The following is a 20,643-nucleotide window of genomic DNA, read 5'->3' on the forward strand; positions in this document are numbered from 1 at the left end:
TTCCATGCCGCCCAGCCGCTTCCTGCTCCCCCTGCTGCTGCCCCTTCTGCCCCTGGCCGGCTGCACCGGGGACTATTCGCCTGACACCTATTCGACCCGGGCCGTGCAGCAGGCGAACCCGGTGCAGCAGGGGGTCATCATCGGCGCGCGGGAGGTTGCGATCTCCTCTGATGGGAATGCCGGAGCGGCCGCGGGCGCGGCGGCGGGCGGTATCATCGGCGCCGCGACTCCGGGCAGCAACATGACCTCGGCCCTGGCCGGGGTGGGCGGCGGGCTGATCGGCGGGCTGTTCGGCTCGGCGACGGAGCGGGTGGTGAATGACAACCGCGGCACCGAATACATCGTGCGCAAGACGAATGGCGAGCTGGTGAACGTCACCCAGCGCGACGTGCCGCCGCTGCCCATCGGGGAGCGGGTGCTGGTGATTGCCGGGGCGCAGGCGCGGATCGTGCGGGATTATACGGTGCCCGGCGCGGCTGCCGCGGTCGGTGGACAGACTCCTGCGCCGATGGAGTCGCCCGTGCGGGCCGACCCTCCGGCCTCTGGTGGGCCCTCGGGCGGCTCGGCCGGCCAGGGAGCCACGCCGCCTCAGGGCACGCCCCAGCCCCCGACGGAAGCCCCGACCCGTTCCGAGCTTCCGCCCGCCGCGCCGGCCAGCGCCGACGCGCCGCCTTCGCCGCGCGTGCCGCTGGTCCCGCCCGAGGCGCCGCTCTCGCTCTGAGCGCCTGCTTCGGCCGGTGCAACGACGCACCCTGGGTGCTGGACGGGAGCTTGCGGCCGTTGTAGTGACCGCGCGCCCCTGGTGGTTTGGCCAGGGCGAGGCCTGTCCCGTTCGTCTAGAGGCCTAGGACGCGGCCCTTTCAAGGCTGCAACACGGGTTCGAATCCCGTACGGGACGCCACTGTTTTTATTAGCCTTTTCCAGGGCTTTCGCCGCTGCTGTTGGCAGTTGGCAATCCTGTTGGCAGCGCGGAATCACGCCGTGCCTTGGCCGCTGCCCGACCCGTGAGGCCTGAGAATCGGCGGCTGTTCGCCCCCTCGGCCTCGATCGCGTCCAGCAAAGGCCCGAACCGGTCATCCAGCGCTTCCTGGGCCTGCCGGGCGAGCAGGTGCCCGTCGACGTCATCGAGGTAGATCTCGAGGTTCCCGTCGTTGTCGTGGCCCGTGAGCTCCCGGATCGCGCGATTCTCGAAGCCGAGAAGCTTGAGGGCAGACGGGCCCGTCCGGCGGAGCCCATGCAGGGTGTAGCGCTCGAGCCCCAGGTTCTTCAGCAGGGTGCGAAGGGTCTCCTCGGCATTGGAGCGGGTCCAGGCCACGCCGCGGGGCGTGACGAAGAGGCGTTCGGGGTGCCTGCCGTGGACGCTGTCGAACGCCCGCTGCAGGCGGGGAGGGACGTAAAGCAGGAGCCGCTTCGGCTGTGGCCGGTTCGCGGTCTTCGCCTGGACGAATTCCAGCGTCTTCGCCTCGGGATCATAGGCTTCGGGCCGCCAGCTCGTGACATCGCCGCCACGCTGCGCAGTGAGCAGGTAGCCGGTGAGCAGCGCGCGGAATTCGGGCGTTGCGGCTCGGAACACCGGGACGAGCACGGGCTCGAGGGGCCACCTCCGGTTCTGGTTCCCGCGCACAACGGGCAGGTTCCGTGCGGTCTTCCAGGGGTTGTCCGCCATGACCCCGGGATTCCGCCGCCGGAAGAGGTCAACGACGGCGATCATGCGGCTGCGCAGGCGGTTCCAGCCGTCCGGGTCCTCGCCATGCGCCTCGCGGAGCTGGTCGATCCAGACCTCGTCCAGCGCCGGCAGCAGCAGGTCTCCGAAGGATCCTCGGAACAGGTCCAGGGTGCGGCGGTAATCGCGCTGGGTGGGCGAGGCGAGCTTGCCGAAGTCGACGCTGCCAAGAAAAGCCGTGACGGCCGCCTGCACCGAGTAGCGGCCGGGGGCGTCGCGCAGTCCCTCCGCCTCGCGCCGCGCCTTCTCATAGGCGACCTGGAAGGCGTTCGAGCCGAGAGGAAGGGGCAGGGGGATGCGGCGGCCGTTCCGCCGGTAGTAGGCGTATTGCCGGCCGTCAGGCTTTCTGACGAGCTCGACGTGCGGCCACAGCCGGGGGGACGAATCCGGCGAGGCGGTCTGCAGCAGCGGCGCGGGCAACGGCCTGGCCATGATCGTCCTGCTTCTCCATCTTGAATATGCGGCGGGAGCAGGCCTCCAGCTCCTCGCGGTGCCACACCTTCACCCCGTCGCCCCGATCCCGTCCAGCAGGCAGCAAGCCGGCCTGGACGAAGGCGTTGAACTGGCCGGCCGTGTAGTGGAGGAAGCTGCAGCTCATCGCCAAAGGCATGTGCAGCGGCCACCCGGGCAGGTCGCCAGCCCTACCCATCGCGCAGCTCCTTCACCAGCCGCAGGGTCCCTCCGGCCCCCCGCTCGACGAGGTTGTTGTTGCGGAGGTTGGACAGGCCGCCGTTCCAGTGCCCCCCGCGTGGTGCGGCGCCGAGCATCGAGGCGAGCAGAGCCGGTGGGGTCCAGGCCTCGCCCTGGGCGGCCAGCGCGGCGATCATGCCCGGGGCCGGTGCCAGGCAGCGGGCGCAGCTGTTGGGATCGTGCGGCGTGTCAAACACGGGTCACCTCGCAGATGAGGGGGCGGTTGGCGATCTCGAGCAGGACGTCCGCGTGGCAGGGCTCGTGGAGTAGGCACCAGCAGGCCAGGTTCTTGCCGCGCAGTGCGACGACTTCATGAGGGTCGAAGTCGAGCAGATGACCGTGCCCCCCGACGGGGTTCAGGATCGCCCTCCGGAATGCACTCACCGCGCCCTGCTGCGTCTTGTGTTCCGGAAGGCCGCTGCCTGGCCGCCCGACCTTGAAGGGATTGCCCCACTTCGTGGGCCTTGCGACGGACACCGTGTTGGGCGGCATCCTCCATCCCTTCTTGCGGGAGAGCTGGACGCGCTCAGGCATCGGTGAAGAGCTCCCTGGTGCGAGGATCCTGCAGGGCCACGGCGAGTACGAGATGACGGGCGACGCGCAGGCGCAGGAGGCCAAGCTCGAACTCCGTCGGGCGCATCTCGACCAGGTAGGCGTCCGGAGAGAAGAAGGCCCCATCACCGGGCAGCACGAACTGGTACCGCCCGTGATGGGTGTTGAAGTGCCAATCGCCGGGCTGCATGGCGGCCTTCCACCTCTCGGCGGCGAGAGCGCGAAGCGCGGGTGCACGGTGATCGTGGGGGCGGAGGAGCTTCACGCCACTTCACTCCTCAGCGCACCGCCAGGGGCCGTCATGCGGCCCGTCTTGCGGCGCTCGATCAGCATCTCCACGAGCTCGCGGCGGGTGAGCTCCACGGCGCCCGCCTTCACGGCCAGCGCGCGCTTGCTCAGGGCGATGTCGTAGTGGCTGTCGTGCTGGGGTGGGCCCTGGTGGTGCCGCCGAGCGACGCCGATGCGAGCCGCCATGGCGTGCAGCTCGGCGTCCGTGTCGGCGATCATGTGGCAGAGGATCATCTTCCCCAGCCGCGCGCGCATATCGTCCACGTAGACGGTCATGCCGGCACCTCCAGGTGCTCGGCGCCGTCCAGCAGGTGCCCGCCCGCTGTGGGTGTCCGGCCGCCCCATTGCTTGAAGTGGAAGGGAACGCCCAGGGCGCCGCACTGGTCGCGGAGCTCCTGCAGCCAGGGCTGCTCGACGGCGCGGGCGCGGGGGCCGCTCTCGCCGCCGGCGATGACCCATCCGATGCGCCGGGTCTCGACCCGGTCGCTTCCGACGTGGAGCAGGCCGGAGAGAGAATCGAGCCAGCCCCAGCGATCGTCACCGGTCGAGACGTGCCGGAGATCCAGCGGCCCCAGCAGCGGCTCGCAGGACAGGAAGTGCAGGGCTGCTGGGACGTCCAGCAGCTGCCGCACACGGGTGTCGGCTGCCGCCTGGTTCTCCACGCTCGTGCCCAGCCAGACATGCGGCCAACCGTCCGCCCAATCCCTGGGGAGCATCCGGGGAATGTTCCCGGGCCGCTTCGTCAGCAGCATCCAGGTCAGGGAAGGGGTCGCGCGGATCAGCTCCCAGAGATCCTCGCGCGCGCCCTCGGGCGCCCGGTTGTCGAAGACATCGGCGAGGCTGCTGCAGAAGACGCGCCAGGGCTGCCCGTCCTTCGCCGCCTTGCGGTTCCAGGCCAGCGGCTTCTTCCAGTTGCCCGGGCTAGTGCGGCGACGAAGGGCATGCGGACCCCAGGCGACGCCGAGACGGCTGGTGGCCAGCGTCTCGGCGTAGCAGTGATTGCAGCCGGCGGAGACGGGTGTGCAGCCGATCCACGGGTTGAAGGTGCTGGTTGCCCAGCTGATGCCGGTGACCTCAGCCATGGCATGCCTCCGGCGTGGAGAGCTCGGCCTCGATGCGGTCCCGGATGTGGTGCAGGAGCTCAACGCGCTGCTCGTGGGAGCGGGTGGGAGCGCTGGTGGAGAGGTTGATCTCCTCCAGCAGACGGGACGCGGCCGCCTCGGGGCTGAGGAGCGCCGGGCCGGGATGGAGATCCTGGATGCCGAAAGCCGGGGAGCCGCCCAGCCATGCGGTCGAGAGGTAGAGGCCGGCGCTGGTCAGCACCGCCAGGGCAAGGCCGCGCGAGGACCGTCTCAGCATGGCACGGCCCCCGCGGGGCTGAACTTCCCCACCTCGTCGCCCCAGGCTTCCCAGCCCGGCGCAGCCTCGCGCGCGAAGAGCTCGACGCGCGGGGCGGGGAAGACGCGCTCCACATCGGCGCGGAGCTGGTCCGGCTTGCGCGAGTGCTCCCGCACTGGCGCGACGACCAGGTTGCAGACGTTGCGCGCCATCAACGGCACGGCCCCCCGCGTGCCGAGGAGGTAGGGCTCCATGCGGGTGCGGAGGCGGTAGCCGGGCCCCATGTTCCAGGTCCGCCCGGTCCGGGACTGCTTCGCCCAGGCGCCTGCGGTCACATAGGTGAAGCCCCAGGCCGCCATGGTCGCGAGCGCCTGCGGGAGCATCGGGGCGGTGCCCCAGAGCACGAGGCCGCAGCCCTCCGGATGCGCCAGCTCCACCACAGGCAGGGCCAGGATCTCGGCGAGCGGCATCGTCCGGTACTTGGCCTGGGGGCTCTTCTTCTCGCCCTTCGTGGACCGCAGGACGAAGCGCCAGGGCGGGTCGGCCAGGATGGTGCGGTAATAGCCCGAGCGCAGGTCCCCGAAGGGCCAGTTGCGCAGGCCGTGGAGCAGGTCCGGCGTGTAGGGCGTCATCCGACGAAGGCCCTGTAGAGCAGCATCCAGCCGCCGATGCCGAAGACGGTCGCGGTCAGGAGGCCGAAGCAGGCCCCGAGGTCCTTGCGGTTCGCGTTGTGAGGGGAGGGGAGGCGGGTCATGCCCGGCCTCCCTGAACGACGGCGAAGCGCGGGCGCCTGTGCGCCTGCGTGCGCCAGTGCAGGGGGACGGCAGGCGGCGGCACCATGGGCAGGACCTCGACCAGCCGCAGCACCAACGTTGCCTGCCGCAGGGTGTCCTGCAGCGCGTCCATCACCGCCGCCGGCTGCGCCGGATGGGCCGCGCGCGCCGTGACCAGGTGGGCTGCAATGCGCTGCCCCGCGTGCCGAAGGGGCGCGGCAGGCTCGCCCTGCAGCTCGAGGAGCCGGTCCGTCTCATCGGCGAGCCGGTCCAGCACCGCGGGAAGCATCTGCGGACGGCAATTCGCCACGAGGAGCGCCGCCTCGGATGCCTGGAGCAGGTCCCGGGCGATCATGCCGCTACCTGCCCAGCGGGCTGCCGCTTCTTCCAGGCGAAGTACCAGCAGCTGACCTGGCCGATGTCGACCTTCAGCTCCGCAGAAACCGCGCGGGCGAACATGCCGGCGGCGAAGAGCTGCTCGGCGGCCTCGCGGTCGCCATTGTCCGCCGGGAGATAGGCGCCGCCGTCCGAGGTGGTGAGCGACGTGCCCTTCACGCCGGACATGCCGTGAAGGTTGGGGCCGGCCTCCTGGGCGGACTCAGCCCGCACCTGCGACGCGGTCGGCGCGGCCGCCGCGGGACGGCGCACGGACGGAAGGCCGAGGCGCTTCGCCATGGCAGACACGGTGGTGCCGCCCGCGAGCGGATGGCCCTGCATGGCATTCAGGCTCGCGGCGAGATCGGCCAGGGAGAGACGCGTGTTCGCCCAATTGGCGCGGAGGAACGCGTCGCGCTCCGGCGTCGAGCAGCTCTGTCTCATCAGACCACCGCCCCGGCGCGCCGCGCCGCTTCGATGATCATGGCGCCGAAGCGGGCGGCCTCGTTGGCCGTCAGCGCCTCGCTCGTGCCGTTGATGACGACGAAGACGCTGTCAGGGCCGTTGAACTCCACGCGGAGCTCATGATCGAGCTCCCGCGTCGGCTCCAGCAGCTGCCGTTGCGAGCGCGCGCGGAGGGACGGAGTGTGGGCCTGGTGGGAAGCGATGGACATTCGGACCTCCTGGTGGAGGCCCGAACGTAAACGGGGAAATCCCCGTGTCAACTACAAAACGGGTATTTCCCCGTATTAGCCGGGGTAGATGGGTGTCTCTGGCTTGTAGCTGCCCAGCACGAGCGCCGACACGGTAACCTCCTCCCCAGCGCTGGGCTTGGCCTCGATCTGCTCCGGGAACCGACGATCCGTCACGATGTCAGTTCCCTCAACGATCAGCGGCTGCTGATAGTCGGGATCGTTGCTGCGCGGCCAAAACAGGTGCCGCCCGCGCGCGTCCCGCAGATACTCCTTGAGCGTGGCCTCGAACTCAGACCCGGTAGCAGAGCGCCTCATCACCACCACGCGCTCACCGGGGAAGGGTCCACGCCCGATATCGCTATACCGCACGACAATGACGATCGTGCCATCCGGATACACCTTGTCCATGCTGTCCCCTCGGACGAGGAGCCCGAACCGCTCTACGCCAGGAAACCTGCTGTCCGCAGGGACGGTGATGGTGAACCAGTCCACCGGCGCCCATTGCACTGCTTCCCTCCAAACCCCCGCCTGAACGTCGCCCATGACGTGAATGGTGCTCAGGGTGAGCATTGGCTGCAACTGCGCCTGTGAGGGCTGCACGTTTACTGCATCGAGCAAGTAGCTGGTGGGAACGCCAAGTACATTGGCGAGAGCTGCGAGCTTATCTGCCTTGGGAACGTGGCCCCGGCGCCGGATATCCCTGATCCAATCCACTCCGACACCTGCCATCTGCGCGGCAGTTTTGTCGTTTAACTTCAGGGTAGCCATGCGCTGATCTATGCGCTGCAGGAGCTCCCGCACGGCTTCGGGGTACTCCTCCGGCGAGGTTTTGCGGGTTCTTGCCATACGGGTTTTTCCCCGCTGATGGCGGTGCTCGTCATTCGGGATGATCCCCGTTGCCATAACGGGGATATCCCCGTAACGTGCCGCCATGGCCCTTGAAGACGATCTCCTCAGCTGCTCGGACGCATACTGCGACGCACGCGGCATCGCTCGATCCACACTGTCGAGCTTCATGGTCAATGACAGCTCAATGCTCGACCGCGTCGCTCAAGGCGGAAGCCTGACGGTGCGGAACTGGCAGCGCTGCATGGACTGGCTGGCGGAAAATTGGCCGAAGGACGCAGCTTGGCCACCGGACGTGCCGCGCCCCAGGAGGCCACAGGCTCAGCCGGCGCGAGCGCAGCAGGCCAAGATCGTTGCAAGGAGCCGCTCGACGCAGCGGCGTCGGCGGCGTGCGTGATTGGGGTGATGTGCATGCCCGCAATGTCTGCCATCCATGGTGTCGGTTCACCCGGAACGTGTCCGGGCGCGGTAGGCGCGCCATGAAGCGCATTCGCCACTGCACGCCGGAGCGCCTGTCCGCGCTGAAGACGGCCACCGGCAACCTCGTCGCCCATGTCGGCGGCGGCCTGGCTTCGGAAAGCGTCACGCGCGTCCACAAGTCGCAGCTCTCCGACTATGCGAATCCGCACAAGCCGGAGTCCTTCATGCCGGTTGACGTGCTGGTCGATCTTGTCGCTCGCGCGGGAGAGCCCGCGCTGCTCCGCGAGATCGCCTTGCTCTGCGGCTACACGATCGTGCTCATCGAGCCGGCCGACGAGACCGAGCTGGCCGCGGCTATCGCGGAGAGCATGCGCGAGGGTGCGGACGTCTCCGTGTCATTCCTCGACGGGTTGGCGGATGGCGGGATCTCGCCGGACGATGCGCTCCACATCGCGCGCGAAGCCGACGAAGCCGCCGAGAGCCACAAGAAGGTGGCCCGGATCGCCGGCGCGCTTGCCCGCAAGACCATCACGAGCTCGCCCGGCGCCCCCGCGCCGAAGGGCGAGGGACCGTCCGCCGCGAGCCCCATGCCCCCCTCGGGCCGCGGCGGGCGGGTGCCCCGCAGGCGTCAGACATGACTCCGGGGCGCGCACCCGGCCCGCGCGGCCGTCGAGCCGCCCCGCCGCCTCTTCCTCCGATCGACTTCCAGGCGATCAACCGGGTTGCCCTGCACCGGCTGCCGGAGATCTGCGCCCGGTGGCTGCCAGGAGGCCGGAAGGAGGGGGACGAGTGGGTCTGCGGCGACCTGAGCGGCAAACCCGGCCGCTCCTGCAAGGTCAACCTCTTCTCCGGGAAATGGGCTGATTTCGCCGAGGGCGGCGCCAGTGGCGGCGACGTCATCAGCCTCACCGCCGCCATTCACAACCTGAGCCAGGGCGAAGCCGCCCGGCGCCTCGCCGACATGCTCGGCATCGACCTGGGGGGTCGCCATGTCTGAAAATCACCAGCCCGCACCGGTCGGACCCGACGCCTTCGCGCCGCTGCCTGCCGTCAACGGTCACGCCCATGCGGGGCCTCCGAAGAAGCGCGATGAGGAGTGGCACCCCTCGCGCATGCCTGTCGCGGTGCCCGCGCCGAAGCTGGGGGAGCTGTACCACCCAGAGCTCGGGCAGGCCGTGGCCATGTGGCCCTATCGCGATGCGCGGGGGTGCCTGCTCTTCGTGGTCGCGCGCTTCGAGAAGGAGATCGGCGGCAAGCTGAAGAAGGACGTCGCGCCCTTCTGCCATGGCCGCCGGATCTGGACGGACGCGCAGGGGCGGCCCCAGGACAAGACGCGCTGGCACATGAAGGGGCCGGCCGCGCCGGTGCCGCTCTACGGGCTGCAGGACCTGGCCGCCCGGCCCGAGGCGCCGGTGCTCCTGGTCGAGGGCGAGAAGGCCGCCGAGGCGGCCCGGCTCCGGTTCCCGGACCATGTGGTGGTCACGAGCCAGGGCGGCAGCAAGGCCGCGAAGAAGGCGGACTGGCGCCCCCTGCACCGTCGGAAGGTCGTGTGCTGGCCGGACCAGGACGAGCCGGGGCGGCGATATGCGAACGACGTCGCTGCCCTGGCGCGCACGGCGCGGGGGACGATCCGGGCGGCCTCCTTCTCGATCGTCCAGGTGCCGCGCGAGTGGCCGGAGGGGTGGGACCTGGCGGATGCGCTGCCGGAGACCGTGACGGAGGACCTGCTCGCGGAGCTGCTGGAGGAAGCGCTCGACGCAGACCCGCCGGAGCTGCCGAAGGGCTTCGTCTTCCGCGATTCCGGCCTCTGGTTCGACGCGCCGAGGGATCCCGATTCGGAGGCCCTCGCCGAGCCCTTCTTCGTCACCGCGCCCTTCGAGGTGGTCGGGGAGGCCAATGACGGAACCGGCATGGCCTGGGGCCTGGTCATCCGCTGGAAGGACCGGGACGGGCGGCAGCACCAGTGGTCGGTGCCGAAGCGCCTGGTCCACTCGGATGGCAGCCGGATCGCGGAGGAGCTGGAGGACGCGGGGCTGCACTGCTCCCCGAGCGGCCGGGCAAAGACCCTCCTGAAGAACTTCATCGGCGGGGTGCGCAGCAAGCGCCGGCTGATCTGCGTGGATCGGACGGGGTGGCACACCAGCCAGGGCAAGCCGGTCTTCATCCTGCCTGGTGGGGAGGCCTTCGGCCCGGCGGCCGGCTCGGTGATCCTGCAGACGGATCATGCCGGCACAGACGGCGCCTTCATCCCCGCCGGGGACCTGCAGGGCTGGAAGACGAATGTGGCGGCCTATGCGGTCGGCAACCATCGCCTGGCCCTGGCCATCTGCACGGCCCTCGCCACGCCCCTCCTGGACGTGGTCGGCGGGGACAGCGGCGGCATCCACATCGTCGGCGACAGCCAGACCGGGAAGAGCACCACCCTCTATGTGGCGGGCTCGGTTTGGGGGAAGGGGGCGCGCGGCGCCCAGGTGCGGCAGTGGCGCGCGACGGCCAACGGCCTGGAGAGCGCGGCCTCCGAGACCTCCGACACCGCCCTGATCCTGGATGAGATGGGCCAGGCCAGCGCGGCCGACGTCGCGGACACGATCTACATGCTGGCGAACGGGGCCGGGAAGCTCCGGGCCGGCAAGGAGGGGGGGGCCCGGCGGACGAAGACCTGGCGGACCATGTTCCTCAGCACCGGGGAGATCACCCTCGCGGCGAAGCTGGCCGAGGCGCAGCGCAAGGTGATGGCCGGCCTCGAGGTGCGGCTGGTCAACCTGCCGGCGAATGCCGGGGCCGGGATGGGGGTCTTCCAGAACCTCCACGGCATGCCCGGCCCGGGAGACCTGGCCAAGCACCTGCAGCTGCAGGCGCGCACCCACTACGGCACCGCCGGCCGGGCCTTCCTGACCCAGCTTGTCCGCACACGGGTCAGCAAGCAGCGGGAGCTCGAGGCGCGGGTGAAGGGCGCCCAGGCCTCCTTCGCCAAGCTCCATGTCCCCGAGGACGCGGCGGGCCAGGTGCGGTCCGTGGCTGACCGATTCGCGCTCATCGCCCTGGCCGGGGAGATGGCGATCGAGTGGGGCGTGGTGCCCTGGCCCAAGGGCGAGGCGGTGCGGGCAGCGGGGGAGTGCTTCAAGACCTGGCTGCGGGAGCGCGGCGGCGCCGGGACCACGGAGGACCAGCAGGCCATCAACCAGGTGCAGGCCTTCCTCGAGGCCCATGGCGAGAGCCGCTTTACCCCCCTCGTGCGGCACGACCAGAACGGCAATGCGGAAGCCCCCCCGGCCGAAGCCCTTCGCACCAGCAACCGAGCTGGCTGGCGCCGGCGGCCGGCCGGGGACAAGGACGGGTGGGAGTACCTGATCCTGCCCCAGGCCTGGACCAATGACGTCTGCAAGGGGATGGACGCCAAGCGGGTCGCCGCGGTGCTCGCGGGGCAGGGGCTGCTCGTCGCCGGCAAGGGCGGTAAGTCCGCCGCCGTCGTGAATGTCCCGGGTGAGGGGAGCGTTCGGGTGTACCGGGTGAGTGGCGCGATTTTGGGCATTCGGGAAGAAGCGGGGGCCGAAGAGGCGGACGACGCCGCCTGACCTGAAAAACCCGGTGTAACCGGTGTAGCGGGTGTAAAGTCTATGATTTTGAAAGGGAAAACCGGTTACACCCCTGCCGAAAAGGCGTGTAACCGGTGTAAGTCCCACACGCCCCGATTACACCCATTACACGGCCTTCAGCGGCGGGTGTAACCCTTTTCGCCCCGTTAAAACAAAGGGATAACACCTATAACACCGGTTACACCGCACTTTTCAGGTGCGGATTGCCGGAGACCCCTGCCCCCAGCGCCACTGCACAAGGATTGTGCTGCACAGATCGCAGAGGCGTGATACGAAATGGGAACGCGCCGGGCGGGGGCCCGCCGCCCGAGGGACCGTGCAGAGCATCACCGCCGAGCGCCGGGCAGGCGCCTCAAAACACACTTGCCCAGATTCCCCAGTTTCCGGTAGGGCTGGCCCCACGCTGAGGCGAGATGCGCTCGGGGGCTTTCCGCCTCCGGGCGCTTTCGCGTTCCAGGGCCGTGCCATCGAGCACGCCGCCATCCCCACCGACCCCGATCCACCCTCCGGCGACGCGGACCTCCGCGGGCGCCTCTTCGCGCATGGGAGCGCCGAAGCCGTCATGTCGTCCCAGCCCCAGGCCGCGAAGGCGTCCGAGCTGCCCCAGCCCATCTACGCCACCGAGCTGGTGGAGATGCGTCTCTGCGACGCCACAGACACGCTGCGGGCGATCCCCGGGCGGGGCTGCTTCCCGGCCGGCTTCCGGACCAACTGGCCGGCCGAGGCCTTGGCCATGGCCGAGGGCGCCCCAGGGGTGGACGAGGATCTGCCGCGCCGGGTGCCGACGGCCAGGCAGATCGACCAGATGGACGAGGCCTTCCGCTGGATCTCCTACATCCCGGAGACCCATGTCGATCACCGCCGCATCGTCCTGCTGCGCTCCCTGATCTCGGTCCGCCAGAAGAAGCACCTGATGAGCTGGCGCCAGATCGGCGAGAAGATGGGCATGGAGCACCGGACGGTGCAGCGGCGTTTCGCCCAGGGCATCGGGTGGATCTGCCAGGAGCTCTACCGCCAGCAGCTCGCCGGCAAGCAGTGGGCCCTGGACTGGCAGCGCATGCGCCAGGTGGCCGGGTCGCTCAACTCAAAGCAGCTGGTCCCGGAGGCGTCGCCGATCGTCGTGCCCGTCGAGCCAGGCCCGGCGCCCGACCCCTACATCCGCGCTTCACACGCGCCGATCGCCTTCTCCGTCTCCGAGCGCGCGGAGCGCATCTCGCGCTTCCTCTGCGGCATGACCGGGCGCTGCCAGGCCGCCATGGAGCACTTCCCGACGGACGGCTCGCCGCGGTCGATCGCCGGCGGGCGCGGCTTCGGCATGCAGGAGCTGGTGGTGCTCGAGGGCGTGGGGATCCTCGCGGCCGAGCCGGGTGGGCGGGAGTACCGCTTCACCCCCGATGGGGTGACCGCCCGCGCCATGTGGGGCCGCACAGCCGTCGCCGCCTAGGTTACAGCCCGTCCACTTTTCGCTTGCCCGGATTCCCCATCCTGGGGTAAGGGCGGAGCCACACTGAGGTGACGAGCGCCCGGGAGCCACACGGCCCCCGGGCGCTTTTCCGTTCTGGACCTGTCTCGATGGGCGCCGCGCTCTTCTGTCATGCGGTGCCGGGAAGCGGTCGGATGGACCCCCTTGCCCTAACCCGGCGGCGGTCATGTGACGGAGCTCGCGCCGAACATGGCTGGCGGCCTCGGCGCCGCGTACGGCCGCCAGCCCTTATCATTTCGTCAAACGTCCCTTTCGGAACGTGACCTGACACCGGCCGGGACGCGGCTTGCTCGTAGCCCAGGAGCGTTGGGACCGGCGCCGATCACGTTCCCCTTGCTGGGCGACGGCCTTCCACAGATACATGGCGCTTCGCCTTGGGCGGCCCGCAGGCTCTGGATGTGCGGCGGAATGGACAGCCATTCCGACGATGCCCGCGAGCCTGATGCTCTCGGCTAAGAGCTCCTGAACATAGCCGAAGCGCAGCTGCGCTCTGGGCTCCAGCACCAGGTTGTGAGCCAGGTGCTGATGACGAAATTCGCGAAGCGCCTCTAGCCGAGGGTCGCTCATCAGCCGGTCCAGGCTCTCCCCGAGTTGGGCGGCAAGACGCTGGATATCCGCCACAGGCAGGCTGCCATGCAGGACCTGCTCCAGAGCCAGCCGCTCGGCCAGCAAGACGGGAATCTCCGGCCGCTTAAGATCACGCAGGGCCGTGTGAAACGTGACCCTATCCCTTTTCGCCGGATCGAACAGGCGCGCGATGCCCGAGACAACCTCTCGGAGCAGGGCTCTTTGCATGACCTCTGCCGCGCCGGCCGCACCTGAGCGGCCGACCTCTATGCGGATGCACCGAGTGTCGTTGAGGGTGGAGAAGACGGCGAAGAGCTGCTCCACCGTCGAGACCTGGGCCCTGATGTACCGGGCCTGATGCCTAAGCCGCTCCACGAGGGGCAGCTTTTGATCGTCACTCATGCGGCGAAGGATAGGCGAATTCCCGGCAGACGTGGCGGGGCTTGGTTGAGAACATCGAACGCTGCCTCCAGTCCGTCCAACCTCCGGCCGCGGAGCTCGCCAATCGCCACAACACAGGTAACTTGTGTCAGGACATCCGCGCCGACTTTAACTGCTCGTTCGTGACCCGGAACTCGCGGAAGTATTGCTCGAAATTACTGGCGACCTCCGCTCGCGGGCGCCACTGAGCTGATCCTTCCTGTAGCTTCACAGAAAACTTGTGGAGCTCTGTCACGGCTAGGGCGATGTTAAGAGGTAGCGGCTGCTTCAACACAAGCCGGGTAATCCTCTCCAGCTCCTCGAGAGCTGGAGTCCAAACACTTTCTGGTTCGTCCTGTGGCGGCCCGATCTGAACTGAGGACAAGCGTTCACTTAGCTCTCGTTGCATCTCATGGAGTGCTCGGTCAGCGCATTCGGAAACTAGATCAATCGGAAGATTGTGCTGTCGCACTATCGACTGATGCAGCTCTCGGCGGCTCTCCCCCGACCTCCGCCTCGAATCGTATACCGACCAAAAGAATATTAAGAGCGTGCCGACCGTCTGAATAGCCGAAGACACGAACGACGCCCACGCAGCAAAGACCTGCTGCTTAGCCGCGTCTGCTGATACTTGCGCGGCGGCTACGCTTAAATTCGCCAGCTCATCTGGTGACATTCGGTTTCCTTGTGGTTGTCGACCTGAGCGAGCGTGCGCCTCCTCCCAGGTGAGGCAGGCAACTTAATCAAGGACGGCACGCGCGGGCAGGCCGAGTTTGACAATTCAACCAGCGCCCACTGGTTGGCGGCTGCGGGGGCCCATCAGACTTCCAGCAATCGGCCCTGACAGAATTCCCATCTATTCCAACGGCCCACACGTTCCATCGGCGAAGAGACGGCCTACCTGGAGAAGTCGGGAATTACCGGCTCAGCATGACAGCGGCACCAGCCGATGGCGCAGCAGAGGACCTCGCCCGGATATCCCGCTGCCGGAGGGTGATCGAAGCGGAACTTCTTGCCATCGAGGCGTGCGCAAGCTGGGCACGCCCCGGCTTCCCAGCCGCAGCTTCGCCACGTGAAATGGCTGCACCCGAGCGCTACTGCGCGCTCCCTGTCTCGGCGGGCAGTCGCGGCGAACTGGTCGCGCATGCTTTGCCTGTATTCCTCAATTGCCCTCGCACGCTGATCAGGAGCTAGGCCGCGGAGGCGTGGGCGGCTGATGCGCCTTACACGCTCTTCTCCTATGCCCGGGGTACCACTGCGGTCAGCACGCTTCCGATCAGGATCCCCGTAGCCGAACAGGTCCTTCAGCCAACCCATTATGGCTCCCCTCGCTGTCGCCTGATCCTCTCATGATGAGGGGGCACTGTGACAATGCCCACAACGCCCGTTGAAGAGTGACACAGCGCCAGAATGCCCCGCCCTCGGCTCAGGGCGCCCGTACAGGGCGCCGCCGGCGGACCTCTCTTCGTGGCCTACTACCGCGTCTCCACCGATCAGCAGGGCCGTAGCGGGCTCGGGCTCGAAGCTCAGAAGGCGGCAGTAGCCGCATTCATGGCCTCCCAGCCCACCGCGCGGCTCGCCGCCGAGTTCGAGGAGGTGGAGAGCGGGAAGAGGAATGACCGCCCGCAGCTCGCCGCCGCTCTCGCGGCCTGTCGCGCCCGGCGCGCGGTACTCGTCATCGCGAAGATTGACCGCCTCGCGCGCAACGCGCGCTTCCTCCTCTCGGTCGTGGAGGGCGTCGGCGATGCCGGCGTGGCCTTCTGCGACCTGCCCCAGATCCCGCCCGGGCCGACCGGGAGGTTCCTGCTGACGCTGCTGGCCGCCGTGGCCGAGCTCGAGGCCGGCCTGATTAGCCAGCGCACCAAAGCCGCACTCGCCGCCGCGAAAGCGCGCGGCGTGAAGCTCGGCGGCCCGCGCAACTGTCCAGGCTTCGATACCACGCAGACCAGAAATGCCCGCGCCGCCCGCACGGCGATCGCGGCCGCCTACCACGTCGACGTCTGGCCCTACATCGAAGCGGCCCAGCGCGCCGGCGCCACCAGCCTCCGCCAGATTGCGGAGGCGCTCACCGCACGCGGCGTCCGGCCGCCCTCAGGGGGCGAGGTCTGGCACGCGAAGCAGGTCTCGCGCCTGCTGCAGCAGAGGAAAACCGCCTGATGGCCGCCGCGCCCCGCAAGTCGACTGCCGCCCCGAAGGCCGCACCGCTCACCCGTCCGGTCCTGAAGGACGCGAAGCTGGTGAAGATGGTGTCCGAGTACGCTCTGGCCCAGGCCGATGCGAAGGCCCTCGAGGCGCGAATGAAGCAACTGAAGCCCGAGATCTTCGCGGCCATGGGAGAGCACCCGAGCGTCATCGTGGGGAACCACGTAGTGACCCGAGCGGAGGTGAGGGCCCTGGAGCCAACCCCGAATGTGACCATCACCAAGGAGATGGTTGGGCAGGTGATCCCCGGCCGAAGGGGTACGGCGGGCTACAGCACCCTTAAGGTGCAGTAGTTTCCGGCACAGCCGCCGTCTTCGCCATCCGCCGGATTGAGGCCAATAGTTCATCCCGGGCTTCGAGCCAGGATGCATGCTCCTGCTGCGATCGCGTCAACTCTCGGGCGTATCGCTCCGCGATCGGCAGAAGAAACTCTGCGAGGCCGCCGGCGAGATACTGATCACCCTGAGCCAGTGCGGTCTGGATCGTTTGGAGCGTGCTCCTCCGCCACTCCTCAAATCCGTTCTCGTGCTCTCGCTGGCTCACGGCCCCTCAACTCGCTCCTAAGTTGCTTCTGCATATCGCAGCGTTCACCCAATGGTTGCAGTGCAGCATTCGTTGTTAACGAGAGGTTTCGATGAAGCTCGGGGAGGTGAAGGCCGACTTCGAGCCTGTCACCCGGGGGCTGGATGACTTGGCCAAGCGCCAGGTCCCGTTCGCCACAGCGCGAGCGCTCACCAGCGTGGCCCAGACCGCCGCGGTTGCGAACCGGCGCGCTCTGCCATCGGTCTTCGACCGCCCCACCCCGTTCACCATGAACGCCTTCGGCGTCCAGGCGGCCCGAAAGGGCAAGCCGGTCGCGCGGGTCTTCGTGAAGGACAAGCAGGCCGAATATCTGAAGCTGCAGGAGACGGGCGGGACACGGCAGCCGGAGCGCTCGAGGCAGGGCGGCACCGGCAAGGGTCAGGCGATCGTTATCCCGCGCGCGATCAAGCGGAACGCCTTCGGGAACATGGCGCGCGGCGCGCTCGCCTCGGTTAAGCGCCGGAAGGACACGTTCATCGGCAAGACGCCCGGCGGTACAGGCGGCTTCTTCCGCCGCATGGCCGACGGCGCGCTGCAGCCGCTCGCGATCTTCGTGCGAGCCGCGAAGTACAAGCCGCGCCTCGGCTTCCAGGCACGCACCGCGAAGGTCGTGCGAACGGCATCGCTGCCCGCATTCCGCGAGGCGCTGGCCAAGGCAATCGCGACCGCCCGCCGCTGACGCGGGCTCTGCTTCACATCACCGGAGACACTGCGGATGCATCGTCCGTCGCTCGCGCGCGTCCTCGTCGGCGTGGTTGCCGCCCACTTCACCGTGGCTGCGCGCTCCATGGCCGCGCCCACCGTCGAGCAGCTGCAGCGCCTGAAGGCCGAGCAGCTGGCACGCAGCCCGCGCAATCGCGCCGAGGCGCGTCGCCTCAATGCGACGAACGGCCGCGTGGCGCGCGTGGGCGGGGGCGGCACGTATAGCCCGCTGCTCAGCCTGCACCGCCGCATTGAGGTGAACGAGCGACGCCAGGAGGCTCGCTTCCTGGCCGGCCGGCACGTCTGGGCCTGACCTAACGAGTTGCGCCGCGCCCACGTCCTCCCGACCGAGCCCCAGAGGGTGGCCGACGGGGAGAAAGCACGGGGCGCGACGTCGAGGGGTCAGGAGGTGACCCGCGGGCACGGGGAAGGGGGGCCTGACCGCCCGCCCACCCCCCCCCGGTCTGGGTCCTTCCTGACCCCTCCCCCTCGCACGGGACGCTTCGCGCCCCGCGTCTCCCCCAGCTATGGGCGAAAAAAGGTGTCCGCACCCCTGTCCGCACCCACGGTCCGCGGGATCTCCAAGCGCGAGTTCGCCCGGCGCGAGGGGTGCGACGACAAGCTCGTCCGCAAGGCCATCGAGGCCGGCAAACTCAAGCCTTTCGGGGATGGATCGCTCGATCCCGCCCTTGTCGGCACCGGCTGGCGCCACGGTAACCGGCACCCCGTGGCGGGTGCGGACACCCCTGCGGACCGGTCCGCGGACACCCCCGCGGACTCCGGTCCGCAGTCCGCACCTGTCCGCACCCCCAGGTCCGCACTGCCCGACGCGCCTCCGGCGTCCCGGATGGAGCCCCAGCCGCACGGCGGCGAGCTGAAGCGGCGACAGAAGCCGACCGAGGACGAGCCCGATGAGGAGATCGACCTCGAGGGATTCCAGCGCGAGGTCCTGGCCGGGAACATCCCCGATCTCGCCCGCTCCGAGAAGGTGAAGGCCGCCGCCGCTGCCATCCGCGGCATGGTGTCCGCGCGGCGTGACGCCGACGCGGTCGTAGAGATCGGGGTGGCCGAGGCCGTCATGTTCGAGACCTTTCGGGCCTTCCGGGACGCCTGGATGAATTGGCCCGCCCGCGTCGCCCCGCTCATCGCCGCGGACCTCGGGATCGAGGCCGGCCGCGTGCTCGAGGCCCTGACCCCCCATGTCCAGCAGCAGCTCGAGGACCTCGGCGAGCCGGAGCCCGACTTCACCCCGCCCGACGACGAAGCATGAGCGCCTGGCGCGCGCGGCCCGCAAGGGCCTGACGCCGCCGCCCCGGATCTCCGTCCCGGAATGGGCCGACCGCTTCCGCCGCCTGGCCAAGGGGGCTGGCGCCCGCACAGGGCGATGGAAGACCAGCACCGTCGAGGTGGCCCGCGGGCCCATGCTCGCGGTCACCGAGCCGGGCGTCCACATCATCACGGCGATGGTGTGCACCCAGCTGATGAAGACGGCGCTCCTCGAGAACGTCTTCGGCTACTTCGCGCACCTCGACCCCAGCCCCATGCTGCTCCTGCAGCCGAAGGAGGCTGCGGCCGAGCAGTTCTCGAAAGAGCGCATCTCGCCGATGGTGAAGGCCACCCCGGTCCTGCGGGACCTGGTGGGCAGCAGCAAGACGCGGAATGCGGACGAGACGCTGCTGTTCAAGAGCTTCCCCGGCGGCTTCCTGGCCCTCGCCGGCGCCGGCTCGCCCGACAACCTGGCGCGCCGCCCGATCCGGGTCCTGATGTCGGACGAGGTGGACAAGTACCCGGTCACCCGCGAGGGCGAGCCGATCGCGATCGCCGAGGAGCGCACCGCCTCCTTCGACCTCAACTGGCTGTCCATCCGGGCCTGCTCGCCGACGGTCGAGGACGAGAGCCGCATCGCGGACTCTTACGAGGAGAGCGACCAGCGCCGGGCCTCCCTGGCCTGCCCCCACTGCGGGCACCGTCAATTCCCGAGCTTTCACCGGCATGTCCTGCCGGATGAGGAGAGCCGGGCGAGCTGGAAGCCCGAGAAGGCTGCGATCAGCTGCGAGGCCTGCGGGTGCGAGTGGTCCGAGGGCGACCGCCTGCGGGCGCTCTCCACCACGCTCTGGCACCAGACCAAGGCCTTCGAGTGCTGCGGCGAGCGCCAGTCGCCCCTCGACGCCTACGAGCGCGCCTGGCGCGCCGAGGACCCTTCGGACCCCGCGGCCAACCAGCGGGCCGTGAACGCGGTCTGGGATCGCTGGAAGGGGCCGCGCTGGGATGTGCACCGGGCCAAGTGCTGCCATTGCGGCAGCTGGGCCGTGCCGAACAAGCACGCCGGGTTCCAGGCCGGGAAGCTCTACTCGCCCTGGCAGAAGGACAAGCCGTCCGACATCGCCGCCAAGTGGGTGGACGCCCAGGGCAACCAGGACAAGCTGCAGGTCTGGTGGAACACCCAGGACGGCAACCCCTACCGCCCGACGGCGGGGCGCGCCGTGGCGCTGGACGTCCTGCTGGCCCGGCGCGAGGCCTGGGAGGCGGACGTGCCCTTTGGGGTGGGCTTCCTCACCGCCGGCGTCGACGTCCAGGACGACCGCATCGAGGTGGAGATCGTCGGCTGGGGCGCCGACGAAGAGTCCTGGTCGATCGACTACCAGGTCTTGGACGGCGATCCCGACAGCGAGGAGCTGTGGGCGCGCGTCGACGCCTACCTGTTGCGCACCTTCCACCGCGCGGACGGCCGCCCCTTCCGGGTGCAGGCCGCCTGCATCGACACGGGTGGCCACCACACCCAGAAGGCCTACGCCTTCTGCAAGGCTCGGCTTGGCCGGAAGGTCTGGGGCATCAAGGGCGAGAGTGCGCAGAACGGCGCCCGCTCCCCGGTGTGGCCAGCGAAGCGGCCCACGGCCAGGACCAAGGCCAGTTACCGGCCGTTCGTCATCGGCACCAACACGGCGAAGGACATCATCCGGCACCGGCTGACCTTCGAAAAGCATGGACCCGGCTTCACCCATGTCCGCGAGGACCGGGACGTCATCTGGTACGAGCAGATGCTCTCCGAGCGGAATACGCTGAAGGAGGAGGGCGGCCGCCGCTTCCGGGTGTGGGAGTGCCCCTCCCATAAGCGGAACGAGGCGCTGGACTGCCGTGTCTATGCCTATGCCGCCCTGCAGGGCCTGCTGCACTTCGGCAAGAAGCTGAACCGCATCACCGCGACGGCGCAGCTGCCCTACGAAGGCCCACAGCCCGAAATCGTGCTGCCGGTCCCGCCGGCGGTTCCGATGCCGGAGGAAGCGGCCGATGCCGCCGACCCGGTTCCCGTTCCCCCGGCCGCGCCGGCGCCGCCGGTGCCGCGTACCCCCCGCGCAGCCCCCCGGGCTAGCCGCTGGGCATTCTGAGGACC

25 protein-coding genes and 1 tRNA gene are annotated in these 20,643 nt (G+C 69.2%); 12 read left to right on the forward strand and 14 right to left on the reverse strand.

The window, feature by feature from the left end:
• Nucleotides 1-4: 4 nt before the first annotated feature.
• Nucleotides 5-721 carry a hypothetical protein gene (locus BUB97_RS15430; RefSeq protein ID WP_073136305.1) on the forward strand — a complete coding sequence of 239 codons (717 nt, stop codon included), beginning with the start codon at nt 5-7 and terminating at the stop codon, nt 719-721.
• 104 nt (nt 722-825) lie between these two features.
• Nucleotides 826-901, forward strand: a tRNA-Glu gene (locus BUB97_RS15435).
• 9 nt (nt 902-910) lie between these two features.
• Here the strand turns inward: BUB97_RS15435 and BUB97_RS15440 are convergent.
• From BUB97_RS15440 to BUB97_RS15495, 13 genes are all read right to left on the reverse strand, one after another.
• Nucleotides 911-2,155, reverse strand: a complete 1,245-nt coding sequence (locus tag BUB97_RS15440; protein ID WP_139281359.1) for a tyrosine-type recombinase/integrase — start codon at nt 2,153-2,155, stop codon at nt 911-913.
• 209 nt (nt 2,156-2,364) lie between these two features.
• Nucleotides 2,365-2,610, reverse strand: a complete 246-nt coding sequence (locus tag BUB97_RS15445; protein WP_139281360.1) for a hypothetical protein — start codon at nt 2,608-2,610, stop codon at nt 2,365-2,367.
• Nucleotides 2,603-2,947 (reverse strand): DUF4326 domain-containing protein, encoded by a 345-nt coding sequence (locus BUB97_RS15450; RefSeq protein WP_073136311.1) that lies wholly within the window; start codon nt 2,945-2,947, stop codon nt 2,603-2,605. The genes BUB97_RS15445 and BUB97_RS15450 overlap by 8 nt, the downstream gene beginning before the upstream one ends.
• Nucleotides 2,940-3,155, reverse strand: coding sequence for a hypothetical protein (locus BUB97_RS15455; RefSeq protein ID WP_073136313.1), 216 nt, complete (start codon nt 3,153-3,155; stop codon nt 2,940-2,942). Before BUB97_RS15455 ends, BUB97_RS15450 begins: the two co-directional genes overlap by 8 nt.
• 71 nt (nt 3,156-3,226) lie before the next feature.
• Entirely contained in the window at nt 3,227-3,529 is a 303-nt protein-coding gene (locus BUB97_RS15460) for a DUF4031 domain-containing protein (RefSeq protein ID WP_073136315.1), read from the reverse strand.
• A complete protein-coding gene (locus BUB97_RS15465) occupies nt 3,526-4,335 on the reverse strand; it encodes a DUF5131 family protein (RefSeq protein WP_073136317.1) in 810 nt (269 codons plus the stop codon). The genes BUB97_RS15460 and BUB97_RS15465 overlap by 4 nt, the downstream gene beginning before the upstream one ends.
• Nucleotides 4,328-4,612: a hypothetical protein gene (locus BUB97_RS15470; protein WP_073136319.1), complete on the reverse strand. Its 285-nt coding sequence runs from the start codon at nt 4,610-4,612 to the stop codon at nt 4,328-4,330. The genes BUB97_RS15465 and BUB97_RS15470 overlap by 8 nt, the downstream gene beginning before the upstream one ends.
• Entirely contained in the window at nt 4,606-5,223 is a 618-nt protein-coding gene (locus BUB97_RS15475) for an MT-A70 family methyltransferase (RefSeq protein ID WP_073136321.1), read from the reverse strand. The genes BUB97_RS15470 and BUB97_RS15475 overlap by 7 nt, the downstream gene beginning before the upstream one ends.
• Nucleotides 5,220-5,345: a hypothetical protein gene (locus tag BUB97_RS27270; protein WP_277614035.1), complete on the reverse strand. Its 126-nt coding sequence runs from the start codon at nt 5,343-5,345 to the stop codon at nt 5,220-5,222. The genes BUB97_RS15475 and BUB97_RS27270 overlap by 4 nt, the downstream gene beginning before the upstream one ends.
• On the reverse strand, nt 5,342-5,719 hold the full coding sequence (locus BUB97_RS15480) for a hypothetical protein (protein WP_073136323.1): 378 nt from the start codon (nt 5,717-5,719) through the stop codon (nt 5,342-5,344). The genes BUB97_RS27270 and BUB97_RS15480 overlap by 4 nt, the downstream gene beginning before the upstream one ends.
• Complete coding sequence (locus BUB97_RS15485; protein ID WP_073136325.1) at nt 5,716-6,183, reverse strand: hypothetical protein; 468 nt, start codon at nt 6,181-6,183, stop codon at nt 5,716-5,718. The genes BUB97_RS15480 and BUB97_RS15485 overlap by 4 nt, the downstream gene beginning before the upstream one ends.
• Entirely contained in the window at nt 6,183-6,413 is a 231-nt protein-coding gene (locus BUB97_RS15490) for a hypothetical protein (protein ID WP_073136326.1), read from the reverse strand. The genes BUB97_RS15485 and BUB97_RS15490 overlap by 1 nt, the downstream gene beginning before the upstream one ends.
• 75 nt (nt 6,414-6,488) lie before the next feature.
• On the reverse strand, nt 6,489-7,451 hold the full coding sequence (locus BUB97_RS15495; RefSeq protein WP_245818322.1) for a LexA family transcriptional regulator: 963 nt from the start codon (nt 7,449-7,451) through the stop codon (nt 6,489-6,491).
• Between the two features lie 308 nt (nt 7,452-7,759).
• Between BUB97_RS15495 and BUB97_RS15500 the strand changes: the two genes are divergently transcribed.
• The 4 genes from BUB97_RS15500 (at nt 7,760) to BUB97_RS15515 (ending at nt 12,740) form a co-directional block, all read left to right on the forward strand.
• Nucleotides 7,760-8,338 carry a hypothetical protein gene (locus BUB97_RS15500; RefSeq protein ID WP_073136329.1) on the forward strand — a complete coding sequence of 193 codons (579 nt, stop codon included), beginning with the start codon at nt 7,760-7,762 and terminating at the stop codon, nt 8,336-8,338.
• Entirely contained in the window at nt 8,335-8,697 is a 363-nt protein-coding gene (locus tag BUB97_RS15505) for a hypothetical protein (RefSeq protein ID WP_073136330.1), read from the forward strand. Before BUB97_RS15500 ends, BUB97_RS15505 begins: the two co-directional genes overlap by 4 nt.
• Nucleotides 8,698-8,812: 115 nt before the next feature.
• Nucleotides 8,813-11,275, forward strand: a complete 2,463-nt coding sequence (locus BUB97_RS15510) for a DUF927 domain-containing protein (RefSeq protein ID WP_073136331.1) — start codon at nt 8,813-8,815, stop codon at nt 11,273-11,275.
• Between the two features lie 583 nt (nt 11,276-11,858).
• The gene (locus tag BUB97_RS15515) at nt 11,859-12,740 is read left to right on the forward strand and encodes a DUF6362 family protein (RefSeq protein WP_073136333.1); all 882 of its coding nucleotides are present in this window, start codon (nt 11,859-11,861) and stop codon (nt 12,738-12,740) included.
• A 270-nt stretch (nt 12,741-13,010) separates the two neighbouring features.
• Here the strand turns inward: BUB97_RS15515 and BUB97_RS15520 are convergent, their stop codons facing one another.
• Nucleotides 13,011-13,748 carry an AbiU2 domain-containing protein gene (locus BUB97_RS15520; protein WP_073136334.1) on the reverse strand — a complete coding sequence of 246 codons (738 nt, stop codon included), beginning with the start codon at nt 13,746-13,748 and terminating at the stop codon, nt 13,011-13,013.
• A 1,485-nt stretch (nt 13,749-15,233) separates the two neighbouring features.
• Between BUB97_RS15520 and BUB97_RS15530 the strand changes: the two genes are divergently transcribed.
• From BUB97_RS15530 to BUB97_RS15555, 6 genes are all read left to right on the forward strand, one after another.
• The gene (locus BUB97_RS15530) at nt 15,234-15,923 is read left to right on the forward strand and encodes a recombinase family protein (protein WP_245818323.1); all 690 of its coding nucleotides are present in this window, start codon (nt 15,234-15,236) and stop codon (nt 15,921-15,923) included.
• The gene (locus BUB97_RS15535; RefSeq protein ID WP_073136338.1) at nt 15,923-16,261 is read left to right on the forward strand and encodes a hypothetical protein; all 339 of its coding nucleotides are present in this window, start codon (nt 15,923-15,925) and stop codon (nt 16,259-16,261) included. Before BUB97_RS15530 ends, BUB97_RS15535 begins: the two co-directional genes overlap by 1 nt.
• A 341-nt stretch (nt 16,262-16,602) precedes the next feature.
• Complete coding sequence (locus tag BUB97_RS15540) at nt 16,603-17,229, forward strand: hypothetical protein (RefSeq protein WP_073136340.1); 627 nt, start codon at nt 16,603-16,605, stop codon at nt 17,227-17,229.
• Between the two features lie 36 nt (nt 17,230-17,265).
• A complete protein-coding gene (locus BUB97_RS15545) occupies nt 17,266-17,565 on the forward strand; it encodes a hypothetical protein (protein WP_073136342.1) in 300 nt (99 codons plus the stop codon).
• 228 nt (nt 17,566-17,793) lie between these two features.
• Nucleotides 17,794-18,522 (forward strand): hypothetical protein, encoded by a 729-nt coding sequence (locus BUB97_RS15550; RefSeq protein ID WP_086062237.1) that lies wholly within the window; start codon nt 17,794-17,796, stop codon nt 18,520-18,522.
• Complete coding sequence (locus BUB97_RS15555; RefSeq protein ID WP_086062238.1) at nt 18,452-20,638, forward strand: phage terminase large subunit family protein; 2,187 nt, start codon at nt 18,452-18,454, stop codon at nt 20,636-20,638. The genes BUB97_RS15550 and BUB97_RS15555 overlap by 71 nt, the downstream gene beginning before the upstream one ends.
• Nucleotides 20,639-20,643 lie beyond the last annotated feature (5 nt).

Origin of the sequence: Muricoccus roseus, from assembly GCF_900141905.1 — a bacterium.
GTDB classification, from domain to species: domain Bacteria; phylum Pseudomonadota; class Alphaproteobacteria; order Acetobacterales; family Acetobacteraceae; genus Roseomonas; species Roseomonas rosea.

Excerpts from the sequence above, each read along its gene's own strand:
- BUB97_RS15540 (WP_073136340.1), top strand. The coding sequence starts at position 16,603 with ATGAAGCTCGGGGAGGTGAAGGCCGACTTCGAGCCTGTCACCCGGGGG.
- BUB97_RS15470 (WP_073136319.1), bottom strand. The coding sequence starts at position 4,612 with ATGCTGAGACGGTCCTCGCGCGGCCTTGCCCTGGCGGTGCTGACCAGC.
- BUB97_RS15510 (WP_073136331.1), top strand. The coding sequence starts at position 8,813 with ATGCCTGTCGCGGTGCCCGCGCCGAAGCTGGGGGAGCTGTACCACCCA.
- BUB97_RS15490 (WP_073136326.1), bottom strand. The coding sequence starts at position 6,413 with ATGTCCATCGCTTCCCACCAGGCCCACACTCCGTCCCTCCGCGCGCGC.
- BUB97_RS15460 (WP_073136315.1), bottom strand. The coding sequence starts at position 3,529 with ATGACCGTCTACGTGGACGATATGCGCGCGCGGCTGGGGAAGATGATC.
- BUB97_RS15450 (WP_073136311.1), bottom strand. The coding sequence starts at position 2,947 with ATGCCTGAGCGCGTCCAGCTCTCCCGCAAGAAGGGATGGAGGATGCCG.
- BUB97_RS15555 (WP_086062238.1), top strand. The coding sequence starts at position 18,452 with ATGTCCAGCAGCAGCTCGAGGACCTCGGCGAGCCGGAGCCCGACTTCA.
- BUB97_RS15440 (WP_139281359.1), bottom strand. The coding sequence starts at position 2,155 with ATGGCCAGGCCGTTGCCCGCGCCGCTGCTGCAGACCGCCTCGCCGGAT.
- BUB97_RS15515 (WP_073136333.1), top strand. The coding sequence starts at position 11,859 with ATGTCGTCCCAGCCCCAGGCCGCGAAGGCGTCCGAGCTGCCCCAGCCC.
- BUB97_RS27270 (WP_277614035.1), bottom strand. The coding sequence starts at position 5,345 with ATGACCCGCCTCCCCTCCCCTCACAACGCGAACCGCAAGGACCTCGGG.
- BUB97_RS15520 (WP_073136334.1), bottom strand. The coding sequence starts at position 13,748 with ATGAGTGACGATCAAAAGCTGCCCCTCGTGGAGCGGCTTAGGCATCAG.
- BUB97_RS15500 (WP_073136329.1), top strand. The coding sequence starts at position 7,760 with ATGAAGCGCATTCGCCACTGCACGCCGGAGCGCCTGTCCGCGCTGAAG.
- BUB97_RS15545 (WP_073136342.1), top strand. The coding sequence starts at position 17,266 with ATGCATCGTCCGTCGCTCGCGCGCGTCCTCGTCGGCGTGGTTGCCGCC.
- BUB97_RS15535 (WP_073136338.1), top strand. The coding sequence starts at position 15,923 with ATGGCCGCCGCGCCCCGCAAGTCGACTGCCGCCCCGAAGGCCGCACCG.
- BUB97_RS15475 (WP_073136321.1), bottom strand. The coding sequence starts at position 5,223 with ATGACGCCCTACACGCCGGACCTGCTCCACGGCCTGCGCAACTGGCCC.
- BUB97_RS15430 (WP_073136305.1), top strand. The coding sequence starts at position 5 with ATGCCGCCCAGCCGCTTCCTGCTCCCCCTGCTGCTGCCCCTTCTGCCC.
- BUB97_RS15455 (WP_073136313.1), bottom strand. The coding sequence starts at position 3,155 with ATGCAGCCCGGCGATTGGCACTTCAACACCCATCACGGGCGGTACCAG.
- BUB97_RS15480 (WP_073136323.1), bottom strand. The coding sequence starts at position 5,719 with ATGATCGCCCGGGACCTGCTCCAGGCATCCGAGGCGGCGCTCCTCGTG.
- BUB97_RS15485 (WP_073136325.1), bottom strand. The coding sequence starts at position 6,183 with ATGAGACAGAGCTGCTCGACGCCGGAGCGCGACGCGTTCCTCCGCGCC.
- BUB97_RS15495 (WP_245818322.1), bottom strand. The coding sequence starts at position 7,451 with ATGAAGCTCGACAGTGTGGATCGAGCGATGCCGCGTGCGTCGCAGTAT.
- BUB97_RS15465 (WP_073136317.1), bottom strand. The coding sequence starts at position 4,335 with ATGGCTGAGGTCACCGGCATCAGCTGGGCAACCAGCACCTTCAACCCG.
- BUB97_RS15505 (WP_073136330.1), top strand. The coding sequence starts at position 8,335 with ATGACTCCGGGGCGCGCACCCGGCCCGCGCGGCCGTCGAGCCGCCCCG.